At 51.0% G+C, this 25,429-nt stretch carries 17 protein-coding genes and 1 riboswitch; of the genes, 12 read left to right on the forward strand and 5 right to left on the reverse strand.

Annotated features, from left to right (window positions below):
* Positions 1-144: 144 nt before the first annotated feature.
* Positions 145-1,296, reverse strand: coding sequence for a hypothetical protein (locus HMPREF1493_RS03195; protein ID WP_156921386.1), 1,152 nt, complete (start codon positions 1,294-1,296; stop codon positions 145-147).
* 205 nt (positions 1,297-1,501) lie between these two features.
* Between HMPREF1493_RS03195 and HMPREF1493_RS03200 the strand changes: the two genes are divergently transcribed.
* Positions 1,502-2,998 carry an MATE family efflux transporter gene (locus HMPREF1493_RS03200; protein WP_035427797.1) on the forward strand — a complete coding sequence of 499 codons (1,497 nt, stop codon included), beginning with the start codon at positions 1,502-1,504 and terminating at the stop codon, positions 2,996-2,998.
* A 112-nt stretch (positions 2,999-3,110) separates the two neighbouring features.
* On the opposite strand, the gene HMPREF1493_RS03205 is transcribed toward HMPREF1493_RS03200, so the two are convergent.
* From HMPREF1493_RS03205 to asnS, 3 genes are all read right to left on the reverse strand, one after another.
* Positions 3,111-4,391, reverse strand: coding sequence for an O-acetylhomoserine aminocarboxypropyltransferase/cysteine synthase family protein (locus tag HMPREF1493_RS03205; RefSeq protein ID WP_035427798.1), 1,281 nt, complete (start codon positions 4,389-4,391; stop codon positions 3,111-3,113).
* A gap of 69 nt (positions 4,392-4,460) precedes the next feature.
* Positions 4,461-5,801, reverse strand: a complete 1,341-nt coding sequence (locus HMPREF1493_RS06845; protein ID WP_051485245.1) for a SixA phosphatase family protein — start codon at positions 5,799-5,801, stop codon at positions 4,461-4,463.
* Positions 5,802-6,075: 274 nt separating this feature from the next.
* Positions 6,076-7,479 carry an asparagine--tRNA ligase gene (gene asnS, locus HMPREF1493_RS03215; protein WP_035427799.1) on the reverse strand — a complete coding sequence of 468 codons (1,404 nt, stop codon included), beginning with the start codon at positions 7,477-7,479 and terminating at the stop codon, positions 6,076-6,078.
* A 277-nt stretch (positions 7,480-7,756) separates the two neighbouring features.
* On the opposite strand from asnS, the gene pyrE reads away from it, so the two are divergent.
* The 7 genes from pyrE (at position 7,757) to HMPREF1493_RS03250 (ending at position 16,241) form a co-directional block, all read left to right on the forward strand.
* Positions 7,757-8,437, forward strand: a complete 681-nt coding sequence (pyrE, locus tag HMPREF1493_RS03220; protein ID WP_035427800.1) for an orotate phosphoribosyltransferase — start codon at positions 7,757-7,759, stop codon at positions 8,435-8,437.
* Positions 8,438-8,470: 33 nt separating this feature from the next.
* Entirely contained in the window at positions 8,471-9,385 is a 915-nt protein-coding gene (locus HMPREF1493_RS03225; RefSeq protein ID WP_035427801.1) for a LysR family transcriptional regulator, read from the forward strand.
* Positions 9,386-9,452: 67 nt separating this feature from the next.
* A complete protein-coding gene (gene yihA / locus HMPREF1493_RS03230; RefSeq protein WP_035427802.1) occupies positions 9,453-10,037 on the forward strand; it encodes a ribosome biogenesis GTP-binding protein YihA/YsxC in 585 nt (194 codons plus the stop codon).
* Positions 10,038-10,044: 7 nt separating this feature from the next.
* Positions 10,045-12,261 (forward strand): HelD family protein, encoded by a 2,217-nt coding sequence (locus tag HMPREF1493_RS03235; RefSeq protein ID WP_035427803.1) that lies wholly within the window; start codon positions 10,045-10,047, stop codon positions 12,259-12,261.
* Positions 12,262-12,363: 102 nt separating this feature from the next.
* Entirely contained in the window at positions 12,364-12,720 is a 357-nt protein-coding gene (locus tag HMPREF1493_RS03240) for a cupin domain-containing protein (RefSeq protein ID WP_035427804.1), read from the forward strand.
* 253 nt (positions 12,721-12,973) lie between these two features.
* Positions 12,974-14,263, forward strand: a complete 1,290-nt coding sequence (eno, locus tag HMPREF1493_RS03245; RefSeq protein WP_035427805.1) for a phosphopyruvate hydratase — start codon at positions 12,974-12,976, stop codon at positions 14,261-14,263.
* Positions 14,264-14,933: 670 nt separating this feature from the next.
* Complete coding sequence (locus tag HMPREF1493_RS03250; protein WP_035427806.1) at positions 14,934-16,241, forward strand: 6-phosphofructokinase; 1,308 nt, start codon at positions 14,934-14,936, stop codon at positions 16,239-16,241.
* A gap of 111 nt (positions 16,242-16,352) precedes the next feature.
* Here the strand turns inward: HMPREF1493_RS03250 and murB are convergent, their stop codons facing one another.
* On the reverse strand, positions 16,353-17,279 hold the full coding sequence (gene murB, locus HMPREF1493_RS03255; protein WP_035427807.1) for a UDP-N-acetylmuramate dehydrogenase: 927 nt from the start codon (positions 17,277-17,279) through the stop codon (positions 16,353-16,355).
* A 200-nt stretch (positions 17,280-17,479) separates the two neighbouring features.
* Positions 17,480-17,647, forward strand: a riboswitch (FMN riboswitch).
* A gap of 5 nt (positions 17,648-17,652) precedes the next feature.
* Here murB and HMPREF1493_RS03260 point away from each other — a divergent pair.
* The 4 genes from HMPREF1493_RS03260 (at position 17,653) to HMPREF1493_RS03275 (ending at position 24,812) form a co-directional block, all read left to right on the forward strand.
* Positions 17,653-18,240, forward strand: a complete 588-nt coding sequence (locus HMPREF1493_RS03260; RefSeq protein WP_051485246.1) for an ECF transporter S component — start codon at positions 17,653-17,655, stop codon at positions 18,238-18,240.
* Positions 18,233-20,131 (forward strand): ABC transporter ATP-binding protein, encoded by a 1,899-nt coding sequence (locus tag HMPREF1493_RS03265; RefSeq protein ID WP_035427809.1) that lies wholly within the window; start codon positions 18,233-18,235, stop codon positions 20,129-20,131. Before HMPREF1493_RS03260 ends, HMPREF1493_RS03265 begins: the two co-directional genes overlap by 8 nt.
* Positions 20,121-20,915, forward strand: coding sequence for an energy-coupling factor transporter transmembrane component T family protein (locus HMPREF1493_RS03270; RefSeq protein ID WP_035427810.1), 795 nt, complete (start codon positions 20,121-20,123; stop codon positions 20,913-20,915). Before HMPREF1493_RS03265 ends, HMPREF1493_RS03270 begins: the two co-directional genes overlap by 11 nt.
* A 141-nt stretch (positions 20,916-21,056) precedes the next feature.
* Positions 21,057-24,812, forward strand: a complete 3,756-nt coding sequence (locus HMPREF1493_RS03275) for a phosphoribosylformylglycinamidine synthase (protein WP_035427811.1) — start codon at positions 21,057-21,059, stop codon at positions 24,810-24,812.
* Positions 24,813-25,429 lie beyond the last annotated feature (617 nt).

Here is a 25,429-nt window from a genome sequence, read left to right on the forward strand (position 1 = left end):
GAGGTATTTTCTGCGTCATGTATACGTCTTTTTAACAGATTATCCGACTTAGGTGTGTTTTGAACTGCCTCCTATTTTTTGTGTCTAAGAAATGGGAGGCAGTTCAGATACAGAGGCTTTTTGCAAGCAATTGCTTTTTACATGCTACGCATTGGAACAAATCTTCTTCCACAAGCGTAGACCATAGCTATTTGGCAATCCCGCTTCAATACGAATAGCCAAATATAATCCAGCAATGTTATAGGTCAACTCAAAGATATCTTGGCTGTTTACAGCAGGGATGCCCTGCGTTAGTGCAGTAAAGATAATCCTCGCTACGTCAAACAGAACGATAACGGTAACAGCAATAATATACGGTCTAATAAATCGGGCATCGTTTGAGCCCTTTAGAGCTAAAAGACCTGCAATAAGAGAAAATACTGCACCAACTGTCACCAAGAAAATAGTAAGAATACCCTGTTGCTCAAGAAATTGATTAACAGTTGCCAAGAACGGTTGATTTACAACTCTAGAAAGGTCATGCAGTCCAAGCAGAATCAGAACTAGAAAAAGTGCAATTCCGCTCAATGCAATAGAGACCAGCGAAAAGAAATGAAGAACTCGCTGATGACGAGAGCGCCAATACGTAGTTCCCACAATACCCTGGTCATGCTCCTTCTTTACTTTATCCGCAAGATTTGAACAAATTACCACGTAAACTATAGTATTAAGTTGAACAAAGGGATCAAGAATAATCAACTCTCCTCTACCCCAGGCCCATAAAATTCCTACCAGAATAATCAAGCCAATCAGATAGCAAAGAAATCTGTATGGTTCAACTTTTGATGAGTCTTTGGCGGCACGTAATCCAAATATCGAAGTGACAACTTGCAACATTCCAATAAGAAGTACAAATACATACCCCAAAAGTACGTTATTGCTAAACGTAAAATACACGCCACTAAACTCAAGCCTCTCCAAAGGAACTGCAGGCTGTAAGCCCATAACAGTTGAAACAAGAGATCCAGTTGTAGTTAAAACATCTGCCGCGCCCAAGATAATCAATACAATTGAGACAATACGTAAGATATGTTGAGCAGGAGTTCTAGGAACAGTAGCCTTAACTCGATCAGACGCAGGACGCTCTAGTGGTTCATCTTCATCAACTACGAGGATTTTCTCGGCATGTTCTGCTACTTCAGAAACGTTTTCTGCCAGCTCAGAGGATACCTCAGTGACCTTTTTAGAGAGCTCTTCTACCTTTGAATTTTTAGCCAGCTTGGCGATCTCAGCACCGATATCTTTTTTCTGTTCCACTGACACAAAAAATCCTCACACTTGTCCAAAATGTTCAAATAAATCATAGCATTAGCTACTTTGCTGTGTTAGTATGTGCAACTGTCCGTGTACCTGCAGGTATGTAAGGAGGCTTGTTCGATGCTTTTTTAATCTTCTCGTGAGCGTGTCACATGTCCACACCACGAGTTTGTCTGACATGTTCCACCACTAATCGAGGAGAAGTATGGAATCGAATAAGCTTTTTGCGGAAACACCACCATTTAAATTATTTTTACGAGCAGCCCTTCCGGGTGCTATTGCTATGCTTGCGTCGATGCTTTACGACACTGCAGATGGAATCCTTGTCGGACGCTATCTGGGTCAGGATTCCTTTGGCGCGGTTACCATTGCCATTCCACTGGTTATTCTCTGCTTTGCTGTTGCCGACCTTATTGGCGTTGGAGCCTCTGCGGTCATTGCCGTTGAGCACGGCAAGAAAAATCACCAGACAGCCAATAACATCTTTACCATTGCTTTTATCATGCTTGTTACCACTGGTGTTATCAGCGGCATTTTCTTCTTCTTTTGTGCACCAAACGTTTTAGCACTGATGGGTGCTCAAGGAAAGGTTGCCGAACAAGGAACTATCTACCTGCGCGTATGGACACTGTTCTTGCCGGTTATGTGCATCTCATACGCTGTTGATAACTTCCTTAAGATTTGTGGCAAAATTAGGCGCTCTACCAGCATTGCTTTTATTTCCGCAATTCTGGGAACCGTGCTTGAATACTACTTTTTAGGTGTTTTGGGATTATCCGTTGAGTACGCAGCACTGGGTTACTGCATCTCAATCACTTTCTCGTCCCTTTATGGCATCTGGCCCTTTATTGGCAACAAGCAAATCCTTAAGTTTGTAAAGCCACACTTTAATTGGACGCAGATCAAAGAAATCTTTGTAAACGGCTTCCCTATCTTTATGCAGAACATCTCGAGCAGGATTTATTCGCTACTAATGAACGCTGCCCTACTGAGCCTCGGCGGAGATATTGCCATTGCTTCTTACGGCGTGCTTCTCTATTCTGGTGGACTCATTCAGCCGCTCATTTATGGACAGGCCGATGCCATGCAGCCAGCCATTGGCTACAACTGGGGCGCAAAGAAAAAAGATCGAGTGCTTGCTATCGAGAAATACATCTTCTCCACAGGCATCATTATTGGCATCTTTGCCTTCTGCGTCTCGTTCTTCTTCTCGGAGTTCTTGGTCAAACTCTACCTGCCTGAAGGAACGCAAGAGCTGCTCAACATGGCTATCCCAGCCATGCGCATTCATGCTTTTATCTTCATTTTTAGCTGGATTACCATGTGCACAGAAAGTCTTGCCATTGCCCTGAAGCAGACAAAGATTTCCAATCTCTTGAGCATCTTTATGGCACTTATCTTCCCTATCAGCTCACTGCTGATACTGAGGCCATTTGGTCTGGACGCACTTTGGTACGTGTCAGTTGTGTCCAATATACTCTCAGCACTGCTCTCTGTTGGCTGCCTCATCCACATCTATCGCAAGCATTTTAAAGGTGTGAATTCAGACGGTGTTGATGGCGCTGATGCTGTATCCGATGACACTCAAGAAGAAGACTCCCAGCTCACCGAGGCAGAGCTCACCGAGGCAGAGCTTGCAGCGTCCGAGCTCTCCAGCCCAGAAGAGCATGTGGACCCAGAATCCATCTCCCGAGCTCAATAGCCTGCTCTCTCACAGCTCTACGCACAACGTACTCCTCACAAAAACATGGCGAGAAGATCTTCTGAATCCAAGATCTTCTCGCCATAACCATGAGCGGTTATAGAACGACTAACTACAGCGCGGCAAGTGCCTGCTCGACGTCGTTGATAAGGTCTTCGGTGCCCTCAATACCGCAGCTCAAGCGCACAGTACCTGGGGTAATGCCTGCTGCTACAAGCTCCTCATCAGTAAGCTGACGGTGCGTTGAAGAAGCTGGATGCAAGCAGCAAGAACGAGCATCTGCAACGTGTGTAGCAATGGAGAATACCTTGAGGTTACCCAGGAACTTCTCAGCAGCCTCGCGACCACCTGCAACGTCAACAGTGATAACACCGCAAGAACCGTTTGGCAGGTACTTCTGAGCCAACTCGTAGTACTTGTCACCTGGGAGGCCAGGGTAGCTTACGTGCGCAACCTTAGGATTGTTTGCAAGTGCCTCGGCAACTGCCTGGCCATTCTTGCAATGCTGAGCCATACGAACGTGCAGGGACTCAAGGCCAAGGTTAAGATAGAAAGCGTTCTGTGGTGACTGAATGGAACCAAAGTCACGCATAAGCTGAACAGTTGCCTTAGTAATAAAGGCGCCACCATTACCAAACGTATCTGCATAGACAAGGTTGTGATACGAAGGATCAGGCTGGGTCAGACCTGGGAACTTATCTGCGTGAGCAGCCCAGTCAAAGTTGCCACCGTCAACAATGGCGCCGCCAACAGCAGAGCCGTGACCGTCCATATACTTGGTTGTGGAATGGGTCACAATATCTGCTCCCCACTCAAAAGGACGGCAGTTCACAGGTGTAGCAAACGTATTATCAACAATCAGAGGTACGCCATGGTCATGAGCGGCCTTTGCCCAACGTTCAATATCAAGAACAACCAGTGCAGGGTTTGCAACAGTCTCACCAAAGACGCACTTTGTATTTGGTCTGAATGCTGCGTTAATCTCCTCGTCAGTTGCATCTGGTGAGATAAACGTACACTCAATACCCATCTTCTTAAGAGTGATAGCAAACAGGTTAAAGGTGCCGCCATAAATGGTAGACAGGGAGATAAAATGATCTCCAGCCTCAGCAATATTAAAGACGGCAAAGAAGTTTGCAGCTTGACCAGAAGACGTCAGCATTGCAGCTGTACCACCCTCAAGAGCACAAATCTTTGAAGCTACGTTATCAAGCGTTGGATTTTGAAGACGAGAATAGAAATAACCCGCAGCTTTGAGGTCGAACAACTCTCCAAGCTGCATCGACTCGTCATATTTGAACGTGGTTGATTGAATGATAGGCACTTGCCTAGGCTCACCGCAACCAGGCTGATAACCGCCCTGTACGCAGCGAGTCTCGATGCTCTCAGACATAGCATCCTCCCTCATAATCATCATCCACGCCGCGCAAACGTCTCTGCGCTCCAAACGTGGACTATGTGATTACCTTAGGATACTAGTCTCTCTACCCTCAATCACACGCTCAATCAAAACTTTTTCATGTTCTGAAACAATTGCGAGGTCTGAGGTAACATCTCTGAAGTCCATAGAATCTTTCCACTCTTTGACCAGAGAAATATTGCGCTGAGCTGTGCAAATAGTGCTGAGCTCAGAGTCAATGTCCTGCATAATCTGGGTATAATTTGCGCGTTTCTCGCCCAGCATATCACTGAGGTGGAAAAGAATGTGCTCAACTTCACGAACTTCTCGCCTTGCATGGTGTACCTCAGAGAAGCTAGTCATATCCAGGCCAAAGAGGCGCGCATCAATAGTCTCCAGCATGTAATCAAAGCGGCTACTAATGTCTTCAAACGAGAGGCCATCTTTTAGTACCGCGTCTGACCATGCAGGCTCAAAGAGCTCATCCAGCGCACAGCGCAGACTACGACGGACAGCCTTCTTGCGCAGTCCCTCGCAAATGCGATCGCGCTCAGACTCGCGAGCTGCTTCTACAGCGCTGACCAGCTTGGAGCCCTGAGAAAGCTCTCCAGACTCCATCAAATCTGCAACGGTATCAGAGAAGCCGTCAATCTCACGAAGACGCGTAGTTGCGCCAAGCATCAGCCTATAAACAGGCTCAGCAATCTCAACTGCCTCCTCATTAAGAAGTGGCGAGAAAAACTTGGTAAGCAGCTGGGTTCCTCTAAGAGCAAACCTAAATGCTGCGATTACTGCAGGGTCTTCTGGATGAGCACGGAACTCTGTGTATGCATCTTCCAGATTGGTTGCTGCATGAGCGCATGCCTCATCCAGGGCATCAAGCGTCTCCCAAGGCTGAGTGGAAGGACCACTGACCAGCCAAAGAAGCTTTCCATGAGGCTCTCGAACGTCTCCAAGCTGCTTCCAGACGCACTCGTGTTGATGACCAAGTGAACCGCGTACGTCAATAGCGCACACGGCGCCCTTTGTCAGCGGAAGTTCAAATCCCAGCAGAGTTTCTGCAACATAACCCAAAAATGGGGCGTGACCAACAAGAATAAGCGTTTCTGCATCAGCGTGCTCAAGCTCTGCCTGAAGTGCAGGAAGATCTTGATCGTAAAGGGAGTCATGAATCTCTAGACCTTCTGCATCCAGAGCCTCTGCCACAATCTCTGCAGTCTCAAGCGCGCGAAGAGCGGGACTTGTCCAAATCTCAGCCTCTTCACCCTCTGGTCCCAACAAACCAAAAATATGAGGATAATTGGCAGATAAAGCCCTCTGACCAGCACGTGTAAGCTCTCGACTCATGTCTTCAGAGCCACGTTCAGATACACCATGTCTAACAAGAACCAAAGTCTTTACCATGTTTACCTCCGCTGGTCATCTGCAGAAAACTGCTTCTTATAGCGTAATAGGACGCCCGCGCAATTTTGCACGAACGTCCTATTTTTACTGCCAACGGGCAAATATATCGGTATATGGCGAGAAAAACTTTTTATCTCGCATCTCTGCTATGCAGTTATTGCATAACGGCTATGCATAATCTGCACGCAAAAATCCAACTTGAAAGACTTGGCAACTGTGGCGGTAAAGCTAGTGCTCTATCCACGCGTCCCTATACCGCCTGTGACCGGCAATCTTAGAAGTCAGCGTTGCCAACGGTACGAGGGTGAGGAATAACGTCGCGGATGTTATCCACACCGGTGAGGTACATAACAAGGCGCTCAAAGCCAAGACCAAAGCCAGAGTGTGTGCAAGAGCCGTAACGGCGAAGATCCAAGTAATACTTGTAATCGTCGGGGTTCATGCCAAGCTCAACAATGCGCTTCTCCAGAAGTTCAAGACGGTCTTCTCGCTGTGAGCCACCAATAATCTCGCCAATGCCTGGAACAAGGCAGTCAGCTGCGGCAACAGTCTTGCCGTCATCGTTAAGGCGCATGTAGAAGGCCTTGATTTCTGCTGGATAATCAGTAACAAAGATTGGCTTTCCAAAGTGCTGCTCGGTGAGGTAGCGCTCGTGCTCAGTCTGAAGGTCAATGCCCCACTCGACGGGATACTCAAACTTCTGGCCAGCCTTTACTGCCTCCTGCAGAATCTCAATTGCCTCGGTGTAAGAAACACGAGAGAACTGCGAAGTTGCAACGTGGTTCAGACGCTCAAGCAAACCCTTATCCACAAACTTGTTAAGCATCTCAAGCTCATCTGGGCAGTGCTCAAGAACGTATGCAATAACGTAGCGGAGCATCTCTTCTGCAACATCCATGTCCTGTGCAAGATCACAGAAAGCCATCTCTGGCTCAATCATCCAGAACTCTGCTGCATGACGACGTGTGTTGGAGTTCTCTGCGCGGAACGTTGGACCAAATGTGTACACGTCACCAAAGGCCATAGCAAAGTTCTCTGCCTGAAGCTGTCCAGAAACGGTGAGGTGAGAAGACTGACCAAAGAAGTCCTTTGAGTAGTCAACATCGCCCTTCTCGGTACGTGGAACGTTGTTTAGATCAAGCGTGGTAACACGGAACATCTCGCCTGCACCCTCAGCATCAGATGCGGTGATGATTGGGGTGTTCACATAGACAAAGCCACGATCCTGGAAGAACTGGTGAATGGCAAAGGCAGCCACAGAACGGATGCGGAAAACTGCACGGAACATGTTGGTGCGAGGACGAAGGTGCTGTTGCGTACGAAGGTACTCGAGAGACTGACGCTTCTTCTGCATTGGATAATCTGGGCTGGATGGTCCCTCAATCACAATGGTCTGCGCCTGCAGCTCAATAGGCTGTGGGCGATTGGGGGTAAGCTCAAGGACACCCTGAATAATCAGAGCAGCGCCAACGCCACAGGAAGCAACCTCCTCGTAATTGCCAAGGTTCTCACGATTCATAACAACCTGTAGGTCTTTGAAGCAGCTACCGTCATTAAGTGTGACAAAGCCAAAATTCTTCATATCCCTTACTGAACGTACCCAGCCGGCCACCGTAACTTTTTGGCCACCAAGTTGCTCTGCATCTGCGTACAATGCAGAAATCGTGATGCGCTCCACGGGCATACCCTCCTTGTAACTCACTCTGCAGGCTTTTCCTGCGCTCTGCAGGACTATCCTGCGAGACGAACAAATATCTATTTAGAATACCGCATAACCACATGGCAAACGTTCACTTTTATATATCTGGCGGTATTTACGCTAATCTCACACAGCCAAGCCAGCGCGCCATAAAACACCGTGCCATAAAACACCTATCCGCAATTCGGCTAAACTAGTGCAGTAGAACTTACCTACAAAATGCCGCCACGTTAAAAGGCCTGCTAAAGGAGAAACCATGGAAGACTACAAGCGCGAGTTTATTGAGTTTATGGTCCAGAGCAACGTACTTAAATTTGGCGATTTTACGCTCAAGAGTGGTCGCAAATCTCCTTTCTTTATGAACGCCGGCGCTTATGTCACTGGCGAGCAGCTCCACAAGCTGGGACTTTATTATGCTCGCGCCATTCACGACAACTTTGGTCTGGATTTTGACGTAGTCTTTGGTCCTGCTTACAAGGGCATTCCCCTTTCGGTTATCACCGCAATGGGCATCAATGAGCTCTATGGCAAGCAGGTTCAGTACTGCTCCAACAGAAAAGAAGCAAAAGATCACGGCGCTGATGCTGGCATGCTTTTAGGAGCAGAGCTTAAAGACGGCCAGAGAGTAGTTATGGTTGAAGACGTCACCACTTCTGGTAAGTCTATTGAAGAGACCTATCCTCTGATTACCTCTATTGCAAACATCGAGGTAGTTGGCCTTATTGTCTCGCTCAACCGCATGGAGGTTGGCAAGGGCGGAAAGGTTGCCGCACTTCAGGAAGTCTCCGAGCGCTGGGGTATGCCAACTGCAGCCATTGTCTCCATGGATGAGGTTACCGAGGCCCTCTACAACAAAGAGGTTGACGGCAAAGTTATTATCGACGACACCTTAAAGGCCGCCATTGATGCCTACTACCAGCAGTATGGCGTTAAATAAGGCGAGAAAAACCTCTGCGTAGAAACCTGACTTATGACTCTGACTCAACTGAAATACGTTCTTGCTATTGCTAAGGCAGGCACTATTAACGCCGCAGCTAAACAGCTCTTTATCTCGCAGCCTACCCTGAGTAGCGCAGTCAAAGAGCTTGAAGCCGAGCTGGGAATCTCCCTTTTTAACAGGACCAGCAAGGGTGTTGAGCCTACAGCTGATGGCGAGGAGTTTTTGAGTTACGCCAGGCAAGTTGTCATGCAGACCGACCTTATTGAAGAGCGCTATCTGGGCACCGCCCCTTCTAAGCAGCGCTTTTGTGTTTCTTGCCAGCACTATTCCTTTGCAGTTGAAGCCTTTGTCAACCTGATTAAAGAGCACGGCGGCTCAAAGTACGATTTCCGTATCAGAGAGACGCAAACGTACGAGATTATTGAAGATGTCTCAAAGCTAAGAAGTGAAGTAGGCGTCCTTTACCTCAACTCATTCAACGAGCGCGTTATTAGAAAAACGCTGCAGGACCAGGGCCTGGTTTTCTCGCCATTGTTTAAGTGCAAACCAAGCGTTTTTGTGGGAAAAGATAACCCGCTGGCAAAGCGTTCCTCGGTAACACTCAACGATCTTGCCCCCTACCCTCGCCTTTCTTACGAGCAGGGTGAACACAACGCGTTCTATTTCTCCGAGGAGCTTCTGGCAACGCTTGATCGCGATAAGGACATCATGGTCCGAGACCGCGCCACTATCTTCAACCTGATTATTGGCCTGAACGGCTACACCATCAGCACTGGCCTTATTAACGAGGAGCTCAACGGCCCAAACATTGTTGCAATTCCTCTAGCTGTTGATGATTACATGGAAGTTGGCTACGTTACCCACGACGAGAAGAGCCTCTCGCCCTTTGGTGAACTCTACATCGACGCGCTCAAGCGCTGCTGCCAGGCAGTTACGTGGGTGTAGGGGGTCTACTCCTCTCAACTTGCGCTAAAATAATACCTTACGTTTTTGAAGCGCAATGGGAGGCATCATGGGTCTTAAGTATGAAACCGCACAATATGAGGCATCATACGGGGCAATTTCACAACTTCCTTCTCCAGAGACCCCAGAGGTGGCCTTTGTGGGCCGCTCAAACGTGGGTAAGTCTTCCCTCTTAAATAAACTTATTGGACGAAAACAGCTTGCACGAGTTTCAAGCGTTCCAGGTAAAACCGCTAATATCAACTTCTTTGACGTTGATGGCGTCAAATTTGTAGACTTGCCTGGATACGGATTTGCACGAGTTTCTCGCCAAGAAAAACAACGCTGGGCGGACCTCATTGGCGGCTATTTTGAGCAAGAACGCAGCTTTAACCTGGTCATTAGTCTTGTTGATATCAGACACGAAGCTCAAAAGCTTGACCTGCAGATGATTAGCTTTCTCCAAGAGGCTGATCTGCCCTTTGTAGTTGCGTTTACCAAGGCTGATAAGATTGCACGCGGCAAGCAAAACCAAGCCGCGGCTGCTTTGCGTAAAGCATTCCACATTACCCCTGAACAGGCCATTATTACCTCATCCGAGACCGGCCTGGGCATTGACGAGTTGCGCCGCCGCATCGAAGACGCAACTATCTAGGAGCATCATGGATCCAATCCACCAGCAAGAGCAAGAGCACCTCTCCCACGTTTATCAAAAACTTGTTGAGATTCGTGAGGATTTGGACACAACGCTCAATACTACGCAAAAAGATGCAGCTAGAGACCTTCGTCAGATGAGTGAAGAAATCCGCCCAGACTTTGGTGGAGCGGACGAAACCATCGAGACCCTTGCGGCCATTGAGACGCTCAACAGCGTTATTGATACCTACAACCAGTACCACGATTTTACTGTCGAGAAACTCGGTCGAGTTGAAATCCTTTTGAGGCAGCCTTACTTTGCTAAGGTTACGCTCAAGATGCGACCTGGACGTCCTTCTCGCGATGTGTATATTGGCGCGGCGGGCATCACCGACAAAGACCGCACACCGCTTATTGTTGACTGGCGCAGCCCCGTTGCCGAGACGTATTACAACCAAGAGATGGGTACTACGTCGTACCAGGTAGACGGCAAGAAAAGAACGGTTGAGCTGGAACTTAGACGACAGTTTGACATCACGCGCGACAAGCTGAACCTCTACTTTGACACAACGGTTGCCATTGAAGACTCTCTGCTGCTCGCCGCACTAAAGCGTCAGCACACCGAGAAACTGCAGGCCATCACCGCAACTATCCAGCGCGAACAAAACGTTGTGGTCAGGCACGAGGATGTGCCCGTTCTACTGGTCAACGGCATTGCAGGCTCGGGTAAAACGTCCGTTTTGCTGCAGCGCATTGCGTACCTTCTCTACCAGCAGCGCACCACACTTACCGCAGATCAGGTGTACCTGTTCACCCCTAACGAGATGTTTGGTCGCTACATCAACACTGTTTTGCCTAGCATGGGCGAGCACAATCCGCAGGTATTCACCTGGGATTCTTTTCTCAAGGCTTTGGGTCTGGCCGACCACGCATCGGGCGCCCACAACAACCCCAAGTCTCTGAAGAAACTTGAAGAGCAACTTGCCTCACTTGAACTTTACGAGGACGACTTCAAGGCCATTTCTGTTGAAGGAACTACGCTCATTAAGCCAGCTCAGGTGGCTAGTTCTGTGGCAAAGTTCTCGCAATTCCCTGTTGGCCCGCGCCTCATTGCACTTGCCAAAGACGAGCTCCACACCCGTCTGGAGCGCAGACTTGGCCAAATGGCTCACAACGACGAAATCCAAGAAGAGATGCTCTCCCTTGACGTTGAGCAGCAGCTTGAGGTCTTTGGTCGCACCATCAGCCCTTCCGACGAGGAAGAAGTTCTGGCGCGCACCCGCGAGTTTCTCAACTGGCGTTTTGCCTCTGCACACGAGGTCATCGAGTCCGCTTCCTGGCTGCGCATCGACCGCATTGGCATGCGCATACTCAACGCCTCCGCGCTAAGCGGTGCCGAATGCGTTTACCTGCGTCTTCTTATCACAGGCGCTGGCGAGAAAAACATCAAGTTTGTCATGATTGACGAGGTCCAAGACTACACCGAAACGCAGCTTATGGTGCTAGGAAAGTACTTCTCGCGCGCGCACTTTTTGCTTTTGGGCGACTCTAACCAGGCAATTTGGGAAGACACTGCAACGTTTGGGCAGATTGAGAGGATCTTTAGCGCAACACACGGCGAGGGTGCAGTTTCTACCTGTAAGCTTCTGACCAGCTACCGCTCCTCTCCCGAGATTACTGCACTGTTTACCTCGCTTTTGAGCGAAGAAGAACGTGGCCAAACAAGCTCCGTTCAACGCGGCGGCAAAAAACCTGAGTTCTTTGAGGTGGCCGCTGACAACAAAGATACTGAGCGCGCCGAGTACCTGCAAACTATGAAGTCTCTTATTGAGCAGGCGCAGGAGTTTGACGGGCTAACCGCCATTGTGTGTACCGAGAAGTCTCGCGTTCGCTGGCTGGCCAAACAGCTGGAAGGGGTTTTTGCAGAGGGCGGAAACGACGCTGCAGATGGCGCGACCGATGGCGTTGCAGGCAACGGTGCGACGCAGGCCAAGCTGTGCACCGGCGTCAAAGTGCTCACCAGCCACGATTCCCTACCCGCGAAGGGCGTTGTTCTTCTCGACCTTGCACTAGCAAAGGGCCTTGAGTTTGATCAGGTCATTGTTGCCGACGCACAAGAGGAAGTATATAAAGCAGACGGAATTTCTCGCCGTAGGCTCTACACCGCCCTGTCGCGTGCGATGCATCATGTGATGGTGGTCTCTCAAGGAAAGATGACTCCGCTGCTCAGTAAATTGCTTTAAAAAAAGCAATTTCTACCTGCGATTTTTTGGAAATTTACTGATTGAAGACGGCTGAATCGGGTAAATGCTAGTCATCGATAACATTTACCGTTGGAGGTTAGTATGTCCGAAGAATTGATTCCTGGTGTTATGAAGAACATCGACGCAAAGACTGTGGTAACTCTTAAAGACCAGGTTGCATGCCTTCCTGGCCAGGTCATCAGCAAGACTCTTGCGCAAAACGATGCCGTCAGCGTTACCCTCTTTGGTTTTGGCGCAGGCGAAGAGATTGCAAGCCATCGCGCAGGTGGCGACGCATTTGTCACCATTCTTGAAGGACGCGCAAGCATTACCATCGATGACGACGTCTACACCCTTGAAGCTGGCCAGTCTATTGTGATGCCACTTGGCCACCCACATGCACTTCAGGCTCCAGAAGAGTTCAAGATGCTGCTGGTTGTTGTGTATCCGCAGAAATAATTTATATATTTACCTAACAATTCTGCAGAATTCTGCATAATTCCGCAGGCATTTTCTATTTGACCAGGTGGACAGCTTGTCTGCCTGGTCAAATACTTTCTTTGTCCAGTCAAATAGTCTCTCTGCCTGGTCAAATAGTATCTACTTCTGGCCTAATACTCTGTGTAATTACAATACACACCTCATAACAGAATGGGTATACTAGTTATGTCTGTGCAATCAGCAAATTGTTAAACCTAAAGAAAGGTGAGCTATGAGCCAGATTTTTGATGTTCACGCACGTGAGGTCCTCGATTCCCGTGGCAATCCAACCGTTGAGGTTGAGGTTGTTCTTGATGACGGCTCCTTTGGTCGTGCAATCGTTCCTTCCGGCGCTTCTACCGGTGAGTTTGAGGCTGTAGAGCTTCGCGACGGCGACAAGAGCCGTTACCTAGGCAAGGGCGTTCTGAAGGCAGTCGAGCACGTCAACACTGAGATCCGCGACCTCGTTATTGGTTGGGACGCAGAGGATCAGCGCGGCCTCGACCTCGCTATGATCAAGCTTGACGGCACTCCAAACAAGGGTCGCCTCGGCGCAAACGCTATTCTCGGCGTTTCTCTTGCTGTTGCTCACGCTGCAGCTGCTTCTGCTGAGCTTCCACTTTACGCTTACCTCGGTGGCGCAAATGCTCACACTCTTCCTGTTCCTATGATGAACGTCCTCAACGGTGGCGTCCACGCTGACAACAACGTTGACTTCCAGGAGTTCATGATTATGCCTGTTGGTGCTCCTGACTTCACCACCGCTCTTCGTTGGTGCGCACAGGTTTACCACACCCTCAAGGACACCCTGAAGTCCCAGGGCCTCAACACCGGTGTTGGTGACGAGGGCGGCTTTGCTCCAGACCTTAAGTCCAACGAGGAGCCACTTGAGCTTCTTTCCGAGGCTGTTCAGGCTGCTGGCTTTGAGCTTGGCAAGGACTTCCGCTTTGCTATGGACCCAGCTTCTTCTGAGTTCTATAACAAGGAGACCGGCAAGTATGACCTCAAGGGCGAGGGTCGCTCCCTTACCTCCGAGGAAATGGTTGCTTACTACGAGGAAATGGTCGAGAAGTTCCCAATCGTCTCCATCGAGGACGGCCTTGCAGAGGAGGACTGGGATGGTTGGAAGATTCTTACCCAGCGTCTGGGCAAGAAGATCCAGCTCGTCGGCGACGACCTCTTTGTTACCAACACTCAGCGCCTGAAGAAGGGCATTGAGGTTCACGCTGGTAACTCCATCCTCATCAAGGTCAACCAGATTGGTACCCTGACCGAGTCTCTCGAGGCTATCGAGATGGCTAAGCGCGCAGGCTACACCGCAGTCGTCTCACACCGTTCCGGTGAGACCGAGGACACCACCATTGCTGACCTTGTCGTTGCAACCAACGCTGGTCAGATCAAGACTGGTGCACCTGCTCGTACCGAGCGTGTTGCTAAGTACAACCAGCTTCTCCGCATCGAGGACGACCTCGCTGAGGGTGCTGAGTACCTGGGTATGGACGCTTTCTACAACCTTCGCTAAACCCGCAGGTCGTGCACTAGACGGCTCGCGTCCGGCCCGACCGAGCTGCAACGCCGTTTAGGCTGCTAAAAGCTACGAAGCCGCATCTCATTTGAGGTGCGGCTTTTTTGTGCGCGCGAGTGCTGCGCGGGTGGTGCAGCGCGGGTCCGGGTGCGGCGCGGGTGTGGGTCTAGGAACGGCTGCGTGAACTGCGGGTTTCTCGCCGCACGCGATAACTTAGCGGGCGCATGGGTTCCGTAGACGCATCCGAGCCTAGTTTGAAACGCCCGAACACACCTATGTCGGATAATCTGCCGAAAATGCGTATACATTTCGTTGAAAATACTTATCTCATGCAGAATATCGTTATTAGATGTGTTTTTTATCCTTGATTTTGCAGATTATCCGACATAGATGTGTTTGCTTAACTCTGAAATTAAGGGTAATTAAATCTTTGATATATCTTCATTCATAATTATGTATATCAGATAGAAATTATGCATAATAGTGAATTGAGCGTACGTGATTAAATTCAAATTCTATAACCAAAGCTGCTCCACGATGTATTTGGGCTATTGAGTCTGGTTTTATCTGCAGTTTTTTGAGGATGTTCCGTCAGTCGATATAACGGCACCGCAGCATCCCACCGCGGTTATACTTGATATGTCAACTCTCAAGAATCCGAGGCGCCATGAACACCACATCAGAGCATGTAATACGCACAATCCTGGTTGGACAGTCGGGCGGGCCGACTGCAGCCATCAATGCATCGCTTGCGGGTGTTATTCGCGCAGCTCACGCCCAGGGCCTCCGAGTGCTCGGGATGCGCAACGGAATCCAGGGATTTCTTGAGGGCGGCGTCGTTGATCTGGTGGAAGCACTTGAACTTACAGCGTCTGAATCCGGATCGTCCAACCACGCATCCACAAATCCTGGCGAGAAGAACCTCCAGCTCCTAAGGAAAACGCCATCAAGCTGGCTGGGTAGCTGCCGCTTTAAGCTGCCGGAGCTTGCTGACAACTCAGAATCCGCAGCCATCTCCCCTATCTACCAGCAGATTGATGCGCAGCTCAAGAAATACCAGGTAGACGCCGTGCTATACATCGGCGGCAACGATTCCATGGACACCACGCACAAGCTGTCTCGATACTTTGCCCAGGTGGAAAGCCATGTTCGCGTTGTAGGTGTGCCAAAAACCATCGACAACGACCTCGAGGGCACCGATCACACCCCCGGCTTTGGTAGCGCGGCGCGATTCGTTGCGTCCGTAACCGCCGAGCTCACCCGCGACGGCGGCGTCTACAACAGCAAAAACGTCACGTTTATCGAAGCCATGGGTCGCGACGCCGGCTGGCTCACGGCAGCTGGTGCGCTGGCACAAGATATTTGCGGAACTGCCCCGGATTTTGTCCTCCTGCCCGAGGTTCCGCTTGATGAACACGCGCTACTTTCCACCATTGAGCAGCGACTTCGCGAGAAAAACAACGTGATCGTAGTTGTTAGCGAGGGCGTTCATCACGCAGATGGTAGTTTCCTTTTTGATGCAAAATCCGTTGCGATTGACACGTTTGGCCATCTCGCGGCACAATCCGGAACGGCTCAATACTTGTCGCAGCTAGCCAAGGATCAACTGGGCGTAAAGTCTCGCGGCATTGAGCTCAATACGCTGCAGCGTTGCGCTTCGCATGCTGCTAGCAAGGTTGACTTGGACGAGGCAGAAGCGCTCGGTGCTGCAGGAGTTGAAGCTGTTCTCCAAGGTAAAACCGGTGTTATGGTAGGCGTTCACCGAACTTCTGATGTCCCATATACTTCGGAGATTCGCGCCACCCCTGTCGCCGATGTTGCTAACAAGGTAAAGCTTGTACCTCGAGAAATGATCTCCGAAGACGGCTTCAACGTTACCGACACTGCCCTGACCTATCTGCGTCCTCTTGTCGCAGGTATGGAGGAGCCGATTTCTACCGACGGACTTCCCCGTTTTCTTGCGGAGCTATCGTAGCGATTCGTTGCGGACGAAACAGCGCCGCGCGGACGCGACAGCGCCGCGCGGACGCGTGTGATTCGTGCAAACGCGTGCAATCCGTTGCGGATGGGTGTGAGCCGCGGCTCACTACTCCCCGAGGAACCTTACCTCTGGGTGAAGCTCGACATCAAACTGGCGCTTGACCTCTGCCTGAACATGCTCGATAACTGCATGAACCTCGGCAGCGGTAGCGTTGTCGTAGTTGACCACAAAGCCAGCATGCTTATCGGAAACACCGGCACCGCCAAAGCGATAGCCCTTAAGACCAGCGTCGGTGACAAGCTTGCCTACAAAGTGACCCTCAGGACGCTTGAAAGTTGAACCAGCGGAAGGCAGCTCAAGAGGCTGCTTTTCCTCGCGAGCGCGCGTAAATTCTTCCATCTTTTCACGGATTTTCTCGCCATCCGCACGATGAAGATTGAACGTGGCAGAAAGCACAATCATGCCCTCATCAGCGATTCTGCTTTGACGATAACCCAGGTCAAGCTCGGAAGCGTCCAGCGTAGCAAAGGTGCCATCGTCGAGAAGGACACGGACGGATTTGAGCACGTCAGCGATGCAGCCGTCGTAAGCGCCTGCGTTCATGAAGCATGCACCGCCCACAGAACCTGGGATGCCGCACGCAAACTCCAGTCCAGAAAGGTCCAGCTCACAGGCCATCTCGGAGGCTTCTTTGAGGCCAACGCCGGCCTGGCAGGTCATCTCGGTATCGTCGATGCTTACGCCGGTGAGACCATCGGCAATAGCAATGATGACGCCACGATAACCTGCATCGGAAACAAGCAGGTCAGAGCCGTAGCCAAGAATAAAATAAGGAGCTTCTGCATCTTTAACTGCAAGGAGAATCTCTTTAACCTCATCGGGATCATCAGGGATGACATAGAGATCCGCAGGTCCACCCACTTTAAAAGTGGTGTGCTCGCTCATTGGCTCGTCTACCAGGACGTTCTCTTCTCCAACAATCGAGCAAAGCTTTCCGGCCAGGCTTTGTAAGTCATAGCCACTTTCAGACATGTAACACGCTCCTTAGTAAGTTACTTTTTATAGTTTATCGCAAGCGAGAAAAACGTGGCGTTGGGGCGAGAAAATCACGGCGTTGGGCCGAGAAAATCATGATTCTGGAACGATAAAACAATTTCTTTTGCAATTCTGTCAAAAAAATGTCCATCCTGTTTTACGTGTTATCAGCTGTTAACTCTGCTATAGTACTTATCGATATGTTTCAGAAATGGTTGCAATTACCTACTGGTGGTAAGGTGGCCGAGCTTCAGGGTTTGTAACAACCCAGCTCAAAGAGCCATCAAGTCCGCGACCCGCAAAAAGGCGGTTAACCTGGTTAAAGTCCAGGACCAACGGTACAGTCCGGATGTCAGAAACGGAGACTTTTATGGCTTCATCCCACTCAACCCACGCAACAACCGCATCTTCTAACGGCTGGTCTACCAAGAGAATCGCTATTCTCGCCATGCTTTGTGCAGCTGCTGCAATCAGCACCATGGTGCTTCAGTTCCCCCTGATCCCAGGCGTGACGTTCTTGAAGTACGATCCATCGGGCGTTTTTGCCCTGCTTGCAGGCGTAGCTTTTGGCCCTGCTGCGGGCGCGATCGTCTCGGTGCTTCCCTACCTTCTACACCTCACCACGGAGTCTGGAATTTACGGCACTATCATGGCAATTCTGGCAACGCTTACCTACGTTTTGCCTGTTTCGCTAATTGTGTATAACCGTTCCGAGAATATCAAACAGCTGGTGCTTGCCCTGATTGTGGGCAGCGTTGTCAGCGTTGTCGCATGCATTCTGGGCAACCTTGTAGTTACCCCAATCTACACCGGCATGAGCGTCGAGGCAGTAAGCGGACTGATTGTCCCTGCTCTTCTCCCCTTCAACGTGGTAAAGGTTGCTATCAACAGCATCATCTTTGTTGTTATCATGCGCTCGGCTACTTCACTTTTTGAGAGCATCAAAAACGGTGAGTAGTCTGCTGGACAACTCCCTAGATACACACACGTTTGAAAGCGCCGCACAAACTCAGGACCTGCCTGTAGCTGCGACGCTTTTGGACGTGACTTTTGTGCACGCAAAAGGCGTGATTGCCTTAGACCACGTCTCGTTCTCTATTCCTGCAGGTAAACGTACCTGTATTGTTGGTGCAAACGGTTCGGGCAAGTCTACCGTTGCCTCAATTCTCTCTGGCCTTTCCGCTCCTGACGAGGGAACTGTTACCTTTCTGGGAACCACCGTTGTCAATGACGGCCAAGTTGACTTTGAGGCGTATAAGGCCATTCGCCCGCAGCTTGGACTGGTCTTCCAAAATCCTGAGGACCAGATTATCTGCAGCGTGGTAGCAGACGATATTGCCTTTGGTCTGGAGAACCTCCAAGTGCCTAGCAATCAGATAACACCGCTGGTAGAAGAGCAGATTACCCTTGGAACTCTCACCGAGTTTGCGTCCGAAAATCCACAGATGCTCTCGGGCGGCCAGCAGCAGCGCGTGGCCATCTCGGGCGCTCTGGTCATGAAGCCCCAGATTCTCATTCTTGACGAACCTTCCGCAGCTCTTGACGTTGTTCATAGAAATAACGTTATGGGACTTGTCGAGAAACTCCGTGCAGCTGGGAAGACTATCGTTCATGTGACGCATTTCATGGACGAAGTGGTTTCTGCTGACCACGTTATTGCCTTAGACGACGGCCGTGTTGCGTTTGAGGGAACACCCGAAGCCCTCTTTGAGCAGCACGAGCTAGTTGAATGCCTGCATCTTGAAGAGCCGTTTGCCTATCAGGTGGCGCATGCGCTCAACAACCGCGGAGTTGTCGTGTGCAAATCCCCTGCGGCTCAGCACGTGCTCGACGAGCTGACGGGGCTTCTCGCCACGGAGTCGCAAGGCGAGAAGAGCGGCGTGGCTGAAAGCTGCGACGCGATGGCCGCAGGTTGTGACAGCGTGGCTACAGCCGACAGCGTGTCCGAGCCAGCAGCGGTTTCTGTACGGGACGTGACGTTCTCATACCAGAAACCCGTGCTCAAAAACATCTCGGTTGACGTGCAAAAAGGCTCGCATGTTGCCGTGATTGGCTCAACTGGTTCCGGCAAGTCTACTCTGGCGCGCTTAATTTGCGCACTTGATACGCCTGACGCCGGTAGCCTCTGTGTAACTGGTTTGGATACTCGACAAAAGCAAAATCGCAGAAAACTTCACGGCATTGTTGGCTACGTCATGCAACGGCCGGAGCGCCAACTTTTTGCACAAACGGTTGCAGAAGACGTGGCATTTGGCCCCACTAACCTGGGCCTTTCTGCTTGCGACGTCATAAGCGCTGTGGATGCTGCTCTGGAGCTTGTGGGGCTTTCCCACAAGGCATATGCATCCCCTTTTGAGCTTTCTGGTGGTCAGCAGAGACTTTGCGCACTTGCAGGCGTTATTGCTATGCATCCAAAGGTGCTTGTACTCGATGAGCCTACCAGCGGACTTGATCCCTACTATTGCTCTGAACTCAGAAAAATTATCAACGCCGTTCTTGAGGACGGCTGTACCGTTATTGAGCTCACACACTCGATGGAGGATGCGGCAGAAACCGACCAGATTATCGTGCTTCATGAGGGTGACCTGGTTTTCTCAGGCTCGTCGCAACAAACATTTACTCATTTCTCAGAGGCAGAATTCCAGGAACTTGGACTGGGCATTCCTCATGCACTTGCCTGGGCTCAGCGCCTGTCACGCGCTACGGGAATCAATCTGGGAGAACCTCTGACTCTGTCTGAACTGATAGACGCGCTGGTAGACGTGCTTCCGCGCAATTTTGACGTCACACAGACTGATAACGCTGGACACGCCGACAACCTCTCGCAAGGAGGTTGCTATGGCGCTTAGGATTTCTGTGGGGCAGTACTATCACGGGGACTCGCTCATCCATAGGCTTAATCCCAACGTTAAATGTCTGGCTGCACTCCTTCTGATGCTTGCAACATTTTTTATCCGCAACGCACCACAGCTTGCACTGCTGGTAGTAGGCGTGCTCTGCCTGCTGGCACTCGCAAAAATCCCCGTCAAACAGGTGCTTGTGTCAATCATCCCGCTTGCTTGGTTGCTCATTTTCCTCTCGCTCTTCAATCTGTTGCTTACGCGAGAAGGAACTGTGCTTGTCTCCTGGTCAATCTTTACCATCACTGATGTGGGAGCATGGAGTGCTTTCCTCTACCCTGTACGCATTTTAGCTGCAATTTTAATGGGCGCACTACTCCTGCTTACCACAACTCAAACGGATCTAGGCAATGCCTTTGAAGCAGCATGCTCGCCGCTTTCTAAAATTGGTCTTCCTGGCAAAGAAATTGCCATGATTTTCTCGCTTATGCTGCGCTTTATTCCAACGCTTGCGGGCGATGCTGTATCTATTTCAGAGGCTCAAACTGCTCGTGCAGGAGACGTTGCTTCAGGTTCGCTGCCCAAAAGACTCCGCGCCACCTTCTCCATTGTGGTGGCACTTCTGGCCAGCTCGCTCAGGCATGCCAACAACCTTTCTAAGGCACTTGACGCTCGTCACTATGTAGCAGGGGCTTCTCGCACACGTTGGCATCAACCAACCTTTGGCATTAATGAGTCAATAGCCTTGGGCGTAACCGTTTGTTTTATCGCGCTTATCTTTGTGCTGGCGTAAAACTTTTAACTAAATAATCTGTATTTTTACCGCTCTGTTACAACCCATTTTTCTTTTCTCGACAACCGCCAATTTGACCACCTAAGTAACGTACAATAAAGCCAGTAAAAGCGTTCAAGGCTTGCATTGAAAGGTGGCCCCATGGTCCTGCGCGTCTACGTCCAAAGAAAATCTGGTTTCGAGGGCGAGGCAAAAGCCCTGCTCAAAGAAGTGAAAGACCTTCTTGGTATTACCGAGTTACAACGCATTGACCTGCTTAACCGCTATGATGTTGAGGGAATTTCAGAGGAACTCTTTGAGTCCTGCATCCCCACCGTTTTCTCCGAGCCACAGTCCGATCTTGCCAGCCGTACCATGCCAGAGTTTTCTTCTGAAGGTGTGGCTGTTCATACGTTTGCTGTTGAGTTTTTGCCTGGCCAGTTTGATCAGCGCGCAGACTCCGCGGCTGAGTGTGTACAGCTTATCAGCCAAGGAGAGCGCCCTCTTGTTCGCTCCGCACGCATTTATGTGCTAACTGGAAACCTCAGTGAGGCAGATGTTGCTGCCATCAAAAATTACCTGATTAACCCTGTTGAGGCTCGCGAGGCTTTCCTTGAGCTTCCCGAGACCCTCAAGATTTCCATTCCAGAGCCTGCTGATGTAGAGGTTCTTGAGGGCTTTAACGCTCTTGACCAGGACGGCCTCAAGGAGTTCATTGCTTCTCACGGCCTTGCTATGGACCTGGCTGACCTCACCTTCTGCCAGCAGTACTTCACCGATGAGCAGCGCGATCCTACCATCACTGAGATTCGCGTCATTGACACCTACTGGTCTGACCACTGCCGCCATACTACCTTCAACACCGGAATTACCGGTGTGCAGATTGATGATGACCTGGTAAAGGCCGCGTTTGAGAAATATCTCTCCATGCGCAAAGAGCTTGGGCGAGAAGATCGTGCCGTCTCTCTTTGGGACATGGCCACTATTGGTGCAAAGTACCTTCGCGAGAAGGGCGTTCTCACCAATCTTGATGAGTCAGAAGAGATTAATGCCTGTACCGTAAAGGTAAAGGTAGACGTTGACGGTAAAGACGAAGACTGGCTTTTCCTCTTCAAGAACGAGACTCACAATCATCCAACCGAGATTGAGCCTTTTGGTGGCGCAGCTACCTGCATCGGTGGCGCAATCCGCGACCCTCTTTCTGGCCGCAGCTACGTCTACCAGGCAATGCGCGTCACCGGCGCCGCAGATCCAACCGTTCCTGTTTCCCAGACACTTCCTGGAAAGCTTCCTCAGCGCACCATTGTTCGCACGGCAGCTGCGGGTTATTCCAGCTACGGTAACCAGATTGGCCTTGCTACCGGCCAGGTTTCTGAGCTCTATCACCCAGGCTATGTTGCAAAACGCATGGAGATTGGTGCTGTTGTAGGCGCAACTCCTCAAAGTCACGTTCGTCGTGAGCGTCCAGAAGATGGCGATATCATCGTTCTTCTCGGCGGCCGCACTGGTCGCGATGGCATTGGTGGCGCAACCGGCTCTTCAAAGGCACACGATGCTGGCTCCATTGAGCGCGACGGTGCCGAGGTCCAGAAGGGTAACGCTCCTGTTGAGCGCAAGCTTCAGCGCCTCTTCCGCCGTGAAGATGCCTGCAAGCTCATCAAGCGTTGCAACGACTTTGGTGCAGGCGGCGTTTCTGTTGCTATCGGCGAGCTTGCCGACGGCCTTGACGTCAACCTGGATGCTGTTCCTAAGAAGTATGACGGCCTTGATGGCACTGAGCTGGCAATCTCCGAGTCTCAGGAGCGCATGGCCGTTGCGCTTGAGGCAAAAGACGTCGATCAGTTCTGCGCATACGCCCGCGAAGAAAACCTCGAGGCAACCATTGTGGCTACTGTCACCGAGGATCCTCGCCTGGTCATGCGCTGGCGCGGTCAGAAGATTGTCAACATTAGCCGTGCATTTCTCGCCTCAAACGGTGCACCTAAATCAATCACCGTGCGCCTGGCCAAGCCTCTTGCCTACCAGCGCACCTGGGCAGGTACAACTCTTGGCGAGAAACTCCACTCGCTGGTACGCGATCTAAACGTTGCATCTAACAAGGGTCTCTCCGAGCGCTTTGACTCTACCATTGGCGCAGGTACCGTCCTCATGCCATTCGGTGGCGCTCGCCAGCTGACCCCTGCCCTTTCTATGGTGGCTAAGCTTCCTGTTATGGGCCAGACCAATACAGTCTCGGGCATGGCTTGGGGCTTTAACCCCTACCTCATGGAAGCTGACCAGTTCCGTGGCGCCTACCTTTCTGTTGTTGAGTCCGTTTCCAAGCTGGTTGCTACCGGCTTTAAGTACCAGGACCTCTACCTCACCTTCCAGGAGTACTTTGAGAAGCTCGGTCAGAATCCTAACCGTTGGGGCAAGCCAGCCGCGGCCCTTCTCGGCGCACTGATGGCCCAGGTCAACCTTGGCCTTGCAGCTGTCGGAGGCAAGGACTCCATGTCCGGTACCTTTGAGGACCTGGACGTTCCACCAACGCTGGTTTCGTTTGCTACCGGCCTTACCAAGGTAGACAAGATTGTCTCCAACGAGTTCAAGGGTGCAGGTCACAGACTTATTTCTATTGTCCCATCCTACGACGAGTCCGGTCTTCTCCCCGACAACGAGTCCCTGCTCGCAGTATACAAGCTGGTCAACACCCTGGTCCAGTCTAAGAGCGCGCTTGCCATTACCACGCCAGGTTACGGCGGCGTGGCCGAGGCTCTCTTCAAGAGCTGTCTGGGTAACAAGCTGGGCGTTGAGCTGGTCCCAGAGATTTCTGCCGACGCGCTCTTCTCGCCAACTTACGGCGCCTTCATCGTTGAGCTGGCAGACGGCGTATCCGTTGACGACGTCGTCGGCGTGTGCGTGGCTCCTCTGGGCGTCACCACGTCCGAGTACGCTTTCATCGCATGTGGCGAGAAGATCGACCTCTCCGAGCTCCAGGAAGCATGGGAGCGCCCACTTGAGGAGGTCTTCCCGTACCGCGGAGGTTCCGACGAGGCTGTGGAGAAAGTCAGCTTTGACGGCGCATCCACACGACACTCCTATGCTGGTCCAGCCCTTATCGCACCTGCTCGCCCACGCGTCATCATCCCCGTATTCCCAGGTAACAACTGTGAGTACGACGTTGCGCGCGCCTTTGAGCGTGCGGGCGCCGATCCAACCACGCTGGTCATCAACAACCTGACGCCTCAGGACATTGTTGAGTCCGCAAATGCGCTGGCAGAGTCCATCAAGAAGAGCCAAATTGTCATGATTCCAGGCGGTTTCTCCGGCGGAGACGAGCCAGACGGATCTGCTAAGTTCATCTGCGCCCTCTTCCGCGCACCTCAGGTTACCGAGGCTGTTCGCGAGCTTCTGCAGCAGCGCGATGGCCTTATGCTGGGCATCTGCAATGGCTTCCAGGCACTCATCAAGCTGGGCCTTGTTCCTTACGGCGATATCCGACCCATGGACGACACCTGCCCAACACTGACGTTCAACACCATCGGCCGCCACCAGAGCCAGCTTGTCCGTACCAGCGTTGCATCCACGATGTCGCCATGGCTCTCCAAGTGCACGCTTGGCGACATCCACACTATCGCAATCAGCCACGGAGAAGGTCGCTTTGTTGCTTCCGACGAGCTTCTTGAAACGCTGAAGGCTAACGGCCAGATCGCAACGCAGTACGTTGACGCAGCAGGTGTTCCGAGCATGGACTTCTCCGTTAATCCTAACGGCTCCGTCCTGGCTATCGAGGGCATTACCAGCCCCGATGGTCGTGTCCTGGGCAAGATGGGCCACACGGAGCGCTCTGGCGCGGGCCTCTACAAGAATATCCCTGAACTCACCGCCGGTGACCAGTTCCAGCCTCTGATTGAGGGCGGCGTCGAGTACTTCAAGTAAGGTGCGCTCGCAGGTTGCAAGCGATTTCTACCCGGTATCCATTTCGTGTGGATGCCGGGTTTCTTGTGCGAAAGCGCTGCTAGTGGACGGGGCTTCTCGCCAGGCGGGCGGTGCGAGCTGGCGCGTACCAGGTGTACGCTTGGGTGCGCCTGATTTCTGCAAAGAATCTGTAACTTCTGCCTAATAACATCAAAGAATCGGTGGATTTGCCTGATTTTGTCAAAGAATCGGTGCCCTAAATACAGATTCTTTGCACTTTTCAGGCGGACTTTTCTATACGTAACTCTGATTTCAAGGTTGGTTTTATGGACGCTCTTATGGAGCCTGATTTTCCCGCCAAGTCTGAACGATTTGCCGGAAAAGCGCACCATATCTGAGCTATTTGCCGGTTTTTCTCGCCAAGTCTGAGCGAATTTACTCAGACATGGTGGGGTTTTCAGGCTCGCAAAATTTGGAGACAGCACCCTAGTTAGAACGAGCCTGATCTCTGCAAAGAATCTGTAACTTCTGCCTAAAAATGTAAAAGAAACTGTGGATTTGCCTGATTTTGTCAAAGAATCTGTATTCAAAATACAGATTCTTTGCACTTTTCAGGCGCGCATGTTGTTAAGGCACGC

It is taken from the genome of Atopobium sp. ICM42b, assembly GCA_000564995.1.
In the GTDB taxonomy this organism is placed as follows: Bacteria; Actinomycetota; Coriobacteriia; order Coriobacteriales; family Atopobiaceae; genus Lancefieldella.

Bases quoted from the DNA above. Each gene is read 5' to 3' on its own strand.
- pyrE (WP_035427800.1), top strand. From the start codon at position 7,757: ATGGAAGACTACAAGCGCGAGTTTATTGAGTTTATGGTCCAGAGCAAC.
- yihA (WP_035427802.1), top strand. From the start codon at position 9,453: ATGGGTCTTAAGTATGAAACCGCACAATATGAGGCATCATACGGGGCA.
- HMPREF1493_RS06845 (WP_051485245.1), bottom strand. From the start codon at position 5,801: ATGGTAAAGACTTTGGTTCTTGTTAGACATGGTGTATCTGAACGTGGC.
- HMPREF1493_RS03200 (WP_035427797.1), top strand. From the start codon at position 1,502: ATGGAATCGAATAAGCTTTTTGCGGAAACACCACCATTTAAATTATTT.
- HMPREF1493_RS03225 (WP_035427801.1), top strand. From the start codon at position 8,471: ATGACTCTGACTCAACTGAAATACGTTCTTGCTATTGCTAAGGCAGGC.
- HMPREF1493_RS03235 (WP_035427803.1), top strand. From the start codon at position 10,045: ATGGATCCAATCCACCAGCAAGAGCAAGAGCACCTCTCCCACGTTTAT.
- HMPREF1493_RS03275 (WP_035427811.1), top strand. From the start codon at position 21,057: ATGGTCCTGCGCGTCTACGTCCAAAGAAAATCTGGTTTCGAGGGCGAG.
- eno (WP_035427805.1), top strand. From the start codon at position 12,974: ATGAGCCAGATTTTTGATGTTCACGCACGTGAGGTCCTCGATTCCCGT.
- HMPREF1493_RS03250 (WP_035427806.1), top strand. From the start codon at position 14,934: ATGAACACCACATCAGAGCATGTAATACGCACAATCCTGGTTGGACAG.
- murB (WP_035427807.1), bottom strand. From the start codon at position 17,279: ATGTCTGAAAGTGGCTATGACTTACAAAGCCTGGCCGGAAAGCTTTGC.
- HMPREF1493_RS03205 (WP_035427798.1), bottom strand. From the start codon at position 4,391: ATGTCTGAGAGCATCGAGACTCGCTGCGTACAGGGCGGTTATCAGCCT.
- HMPREF1493_RS03260 (WP_051485246.1), top strand. From the start codon at position 17,653: ATGGCTTCATCCCACTCAACCCACGCAACAACCGCATCTTCTAACGGC.
- HMPREF1493_RS03270 (WP_035427810.1), top strand. From the start codon at position 20,121: ATGGCGCTTAGGATTTCTGTGGGGCAGTACTATCACGGGGACTCGCTC.
- HMPREF1493_RS03240 (WP_035427804.1), top strand. From the start codon at position 12,364: ATGTCCGAAGAATTGATTCCTGGTGTTATGAAGAACATCGACGCAAAG.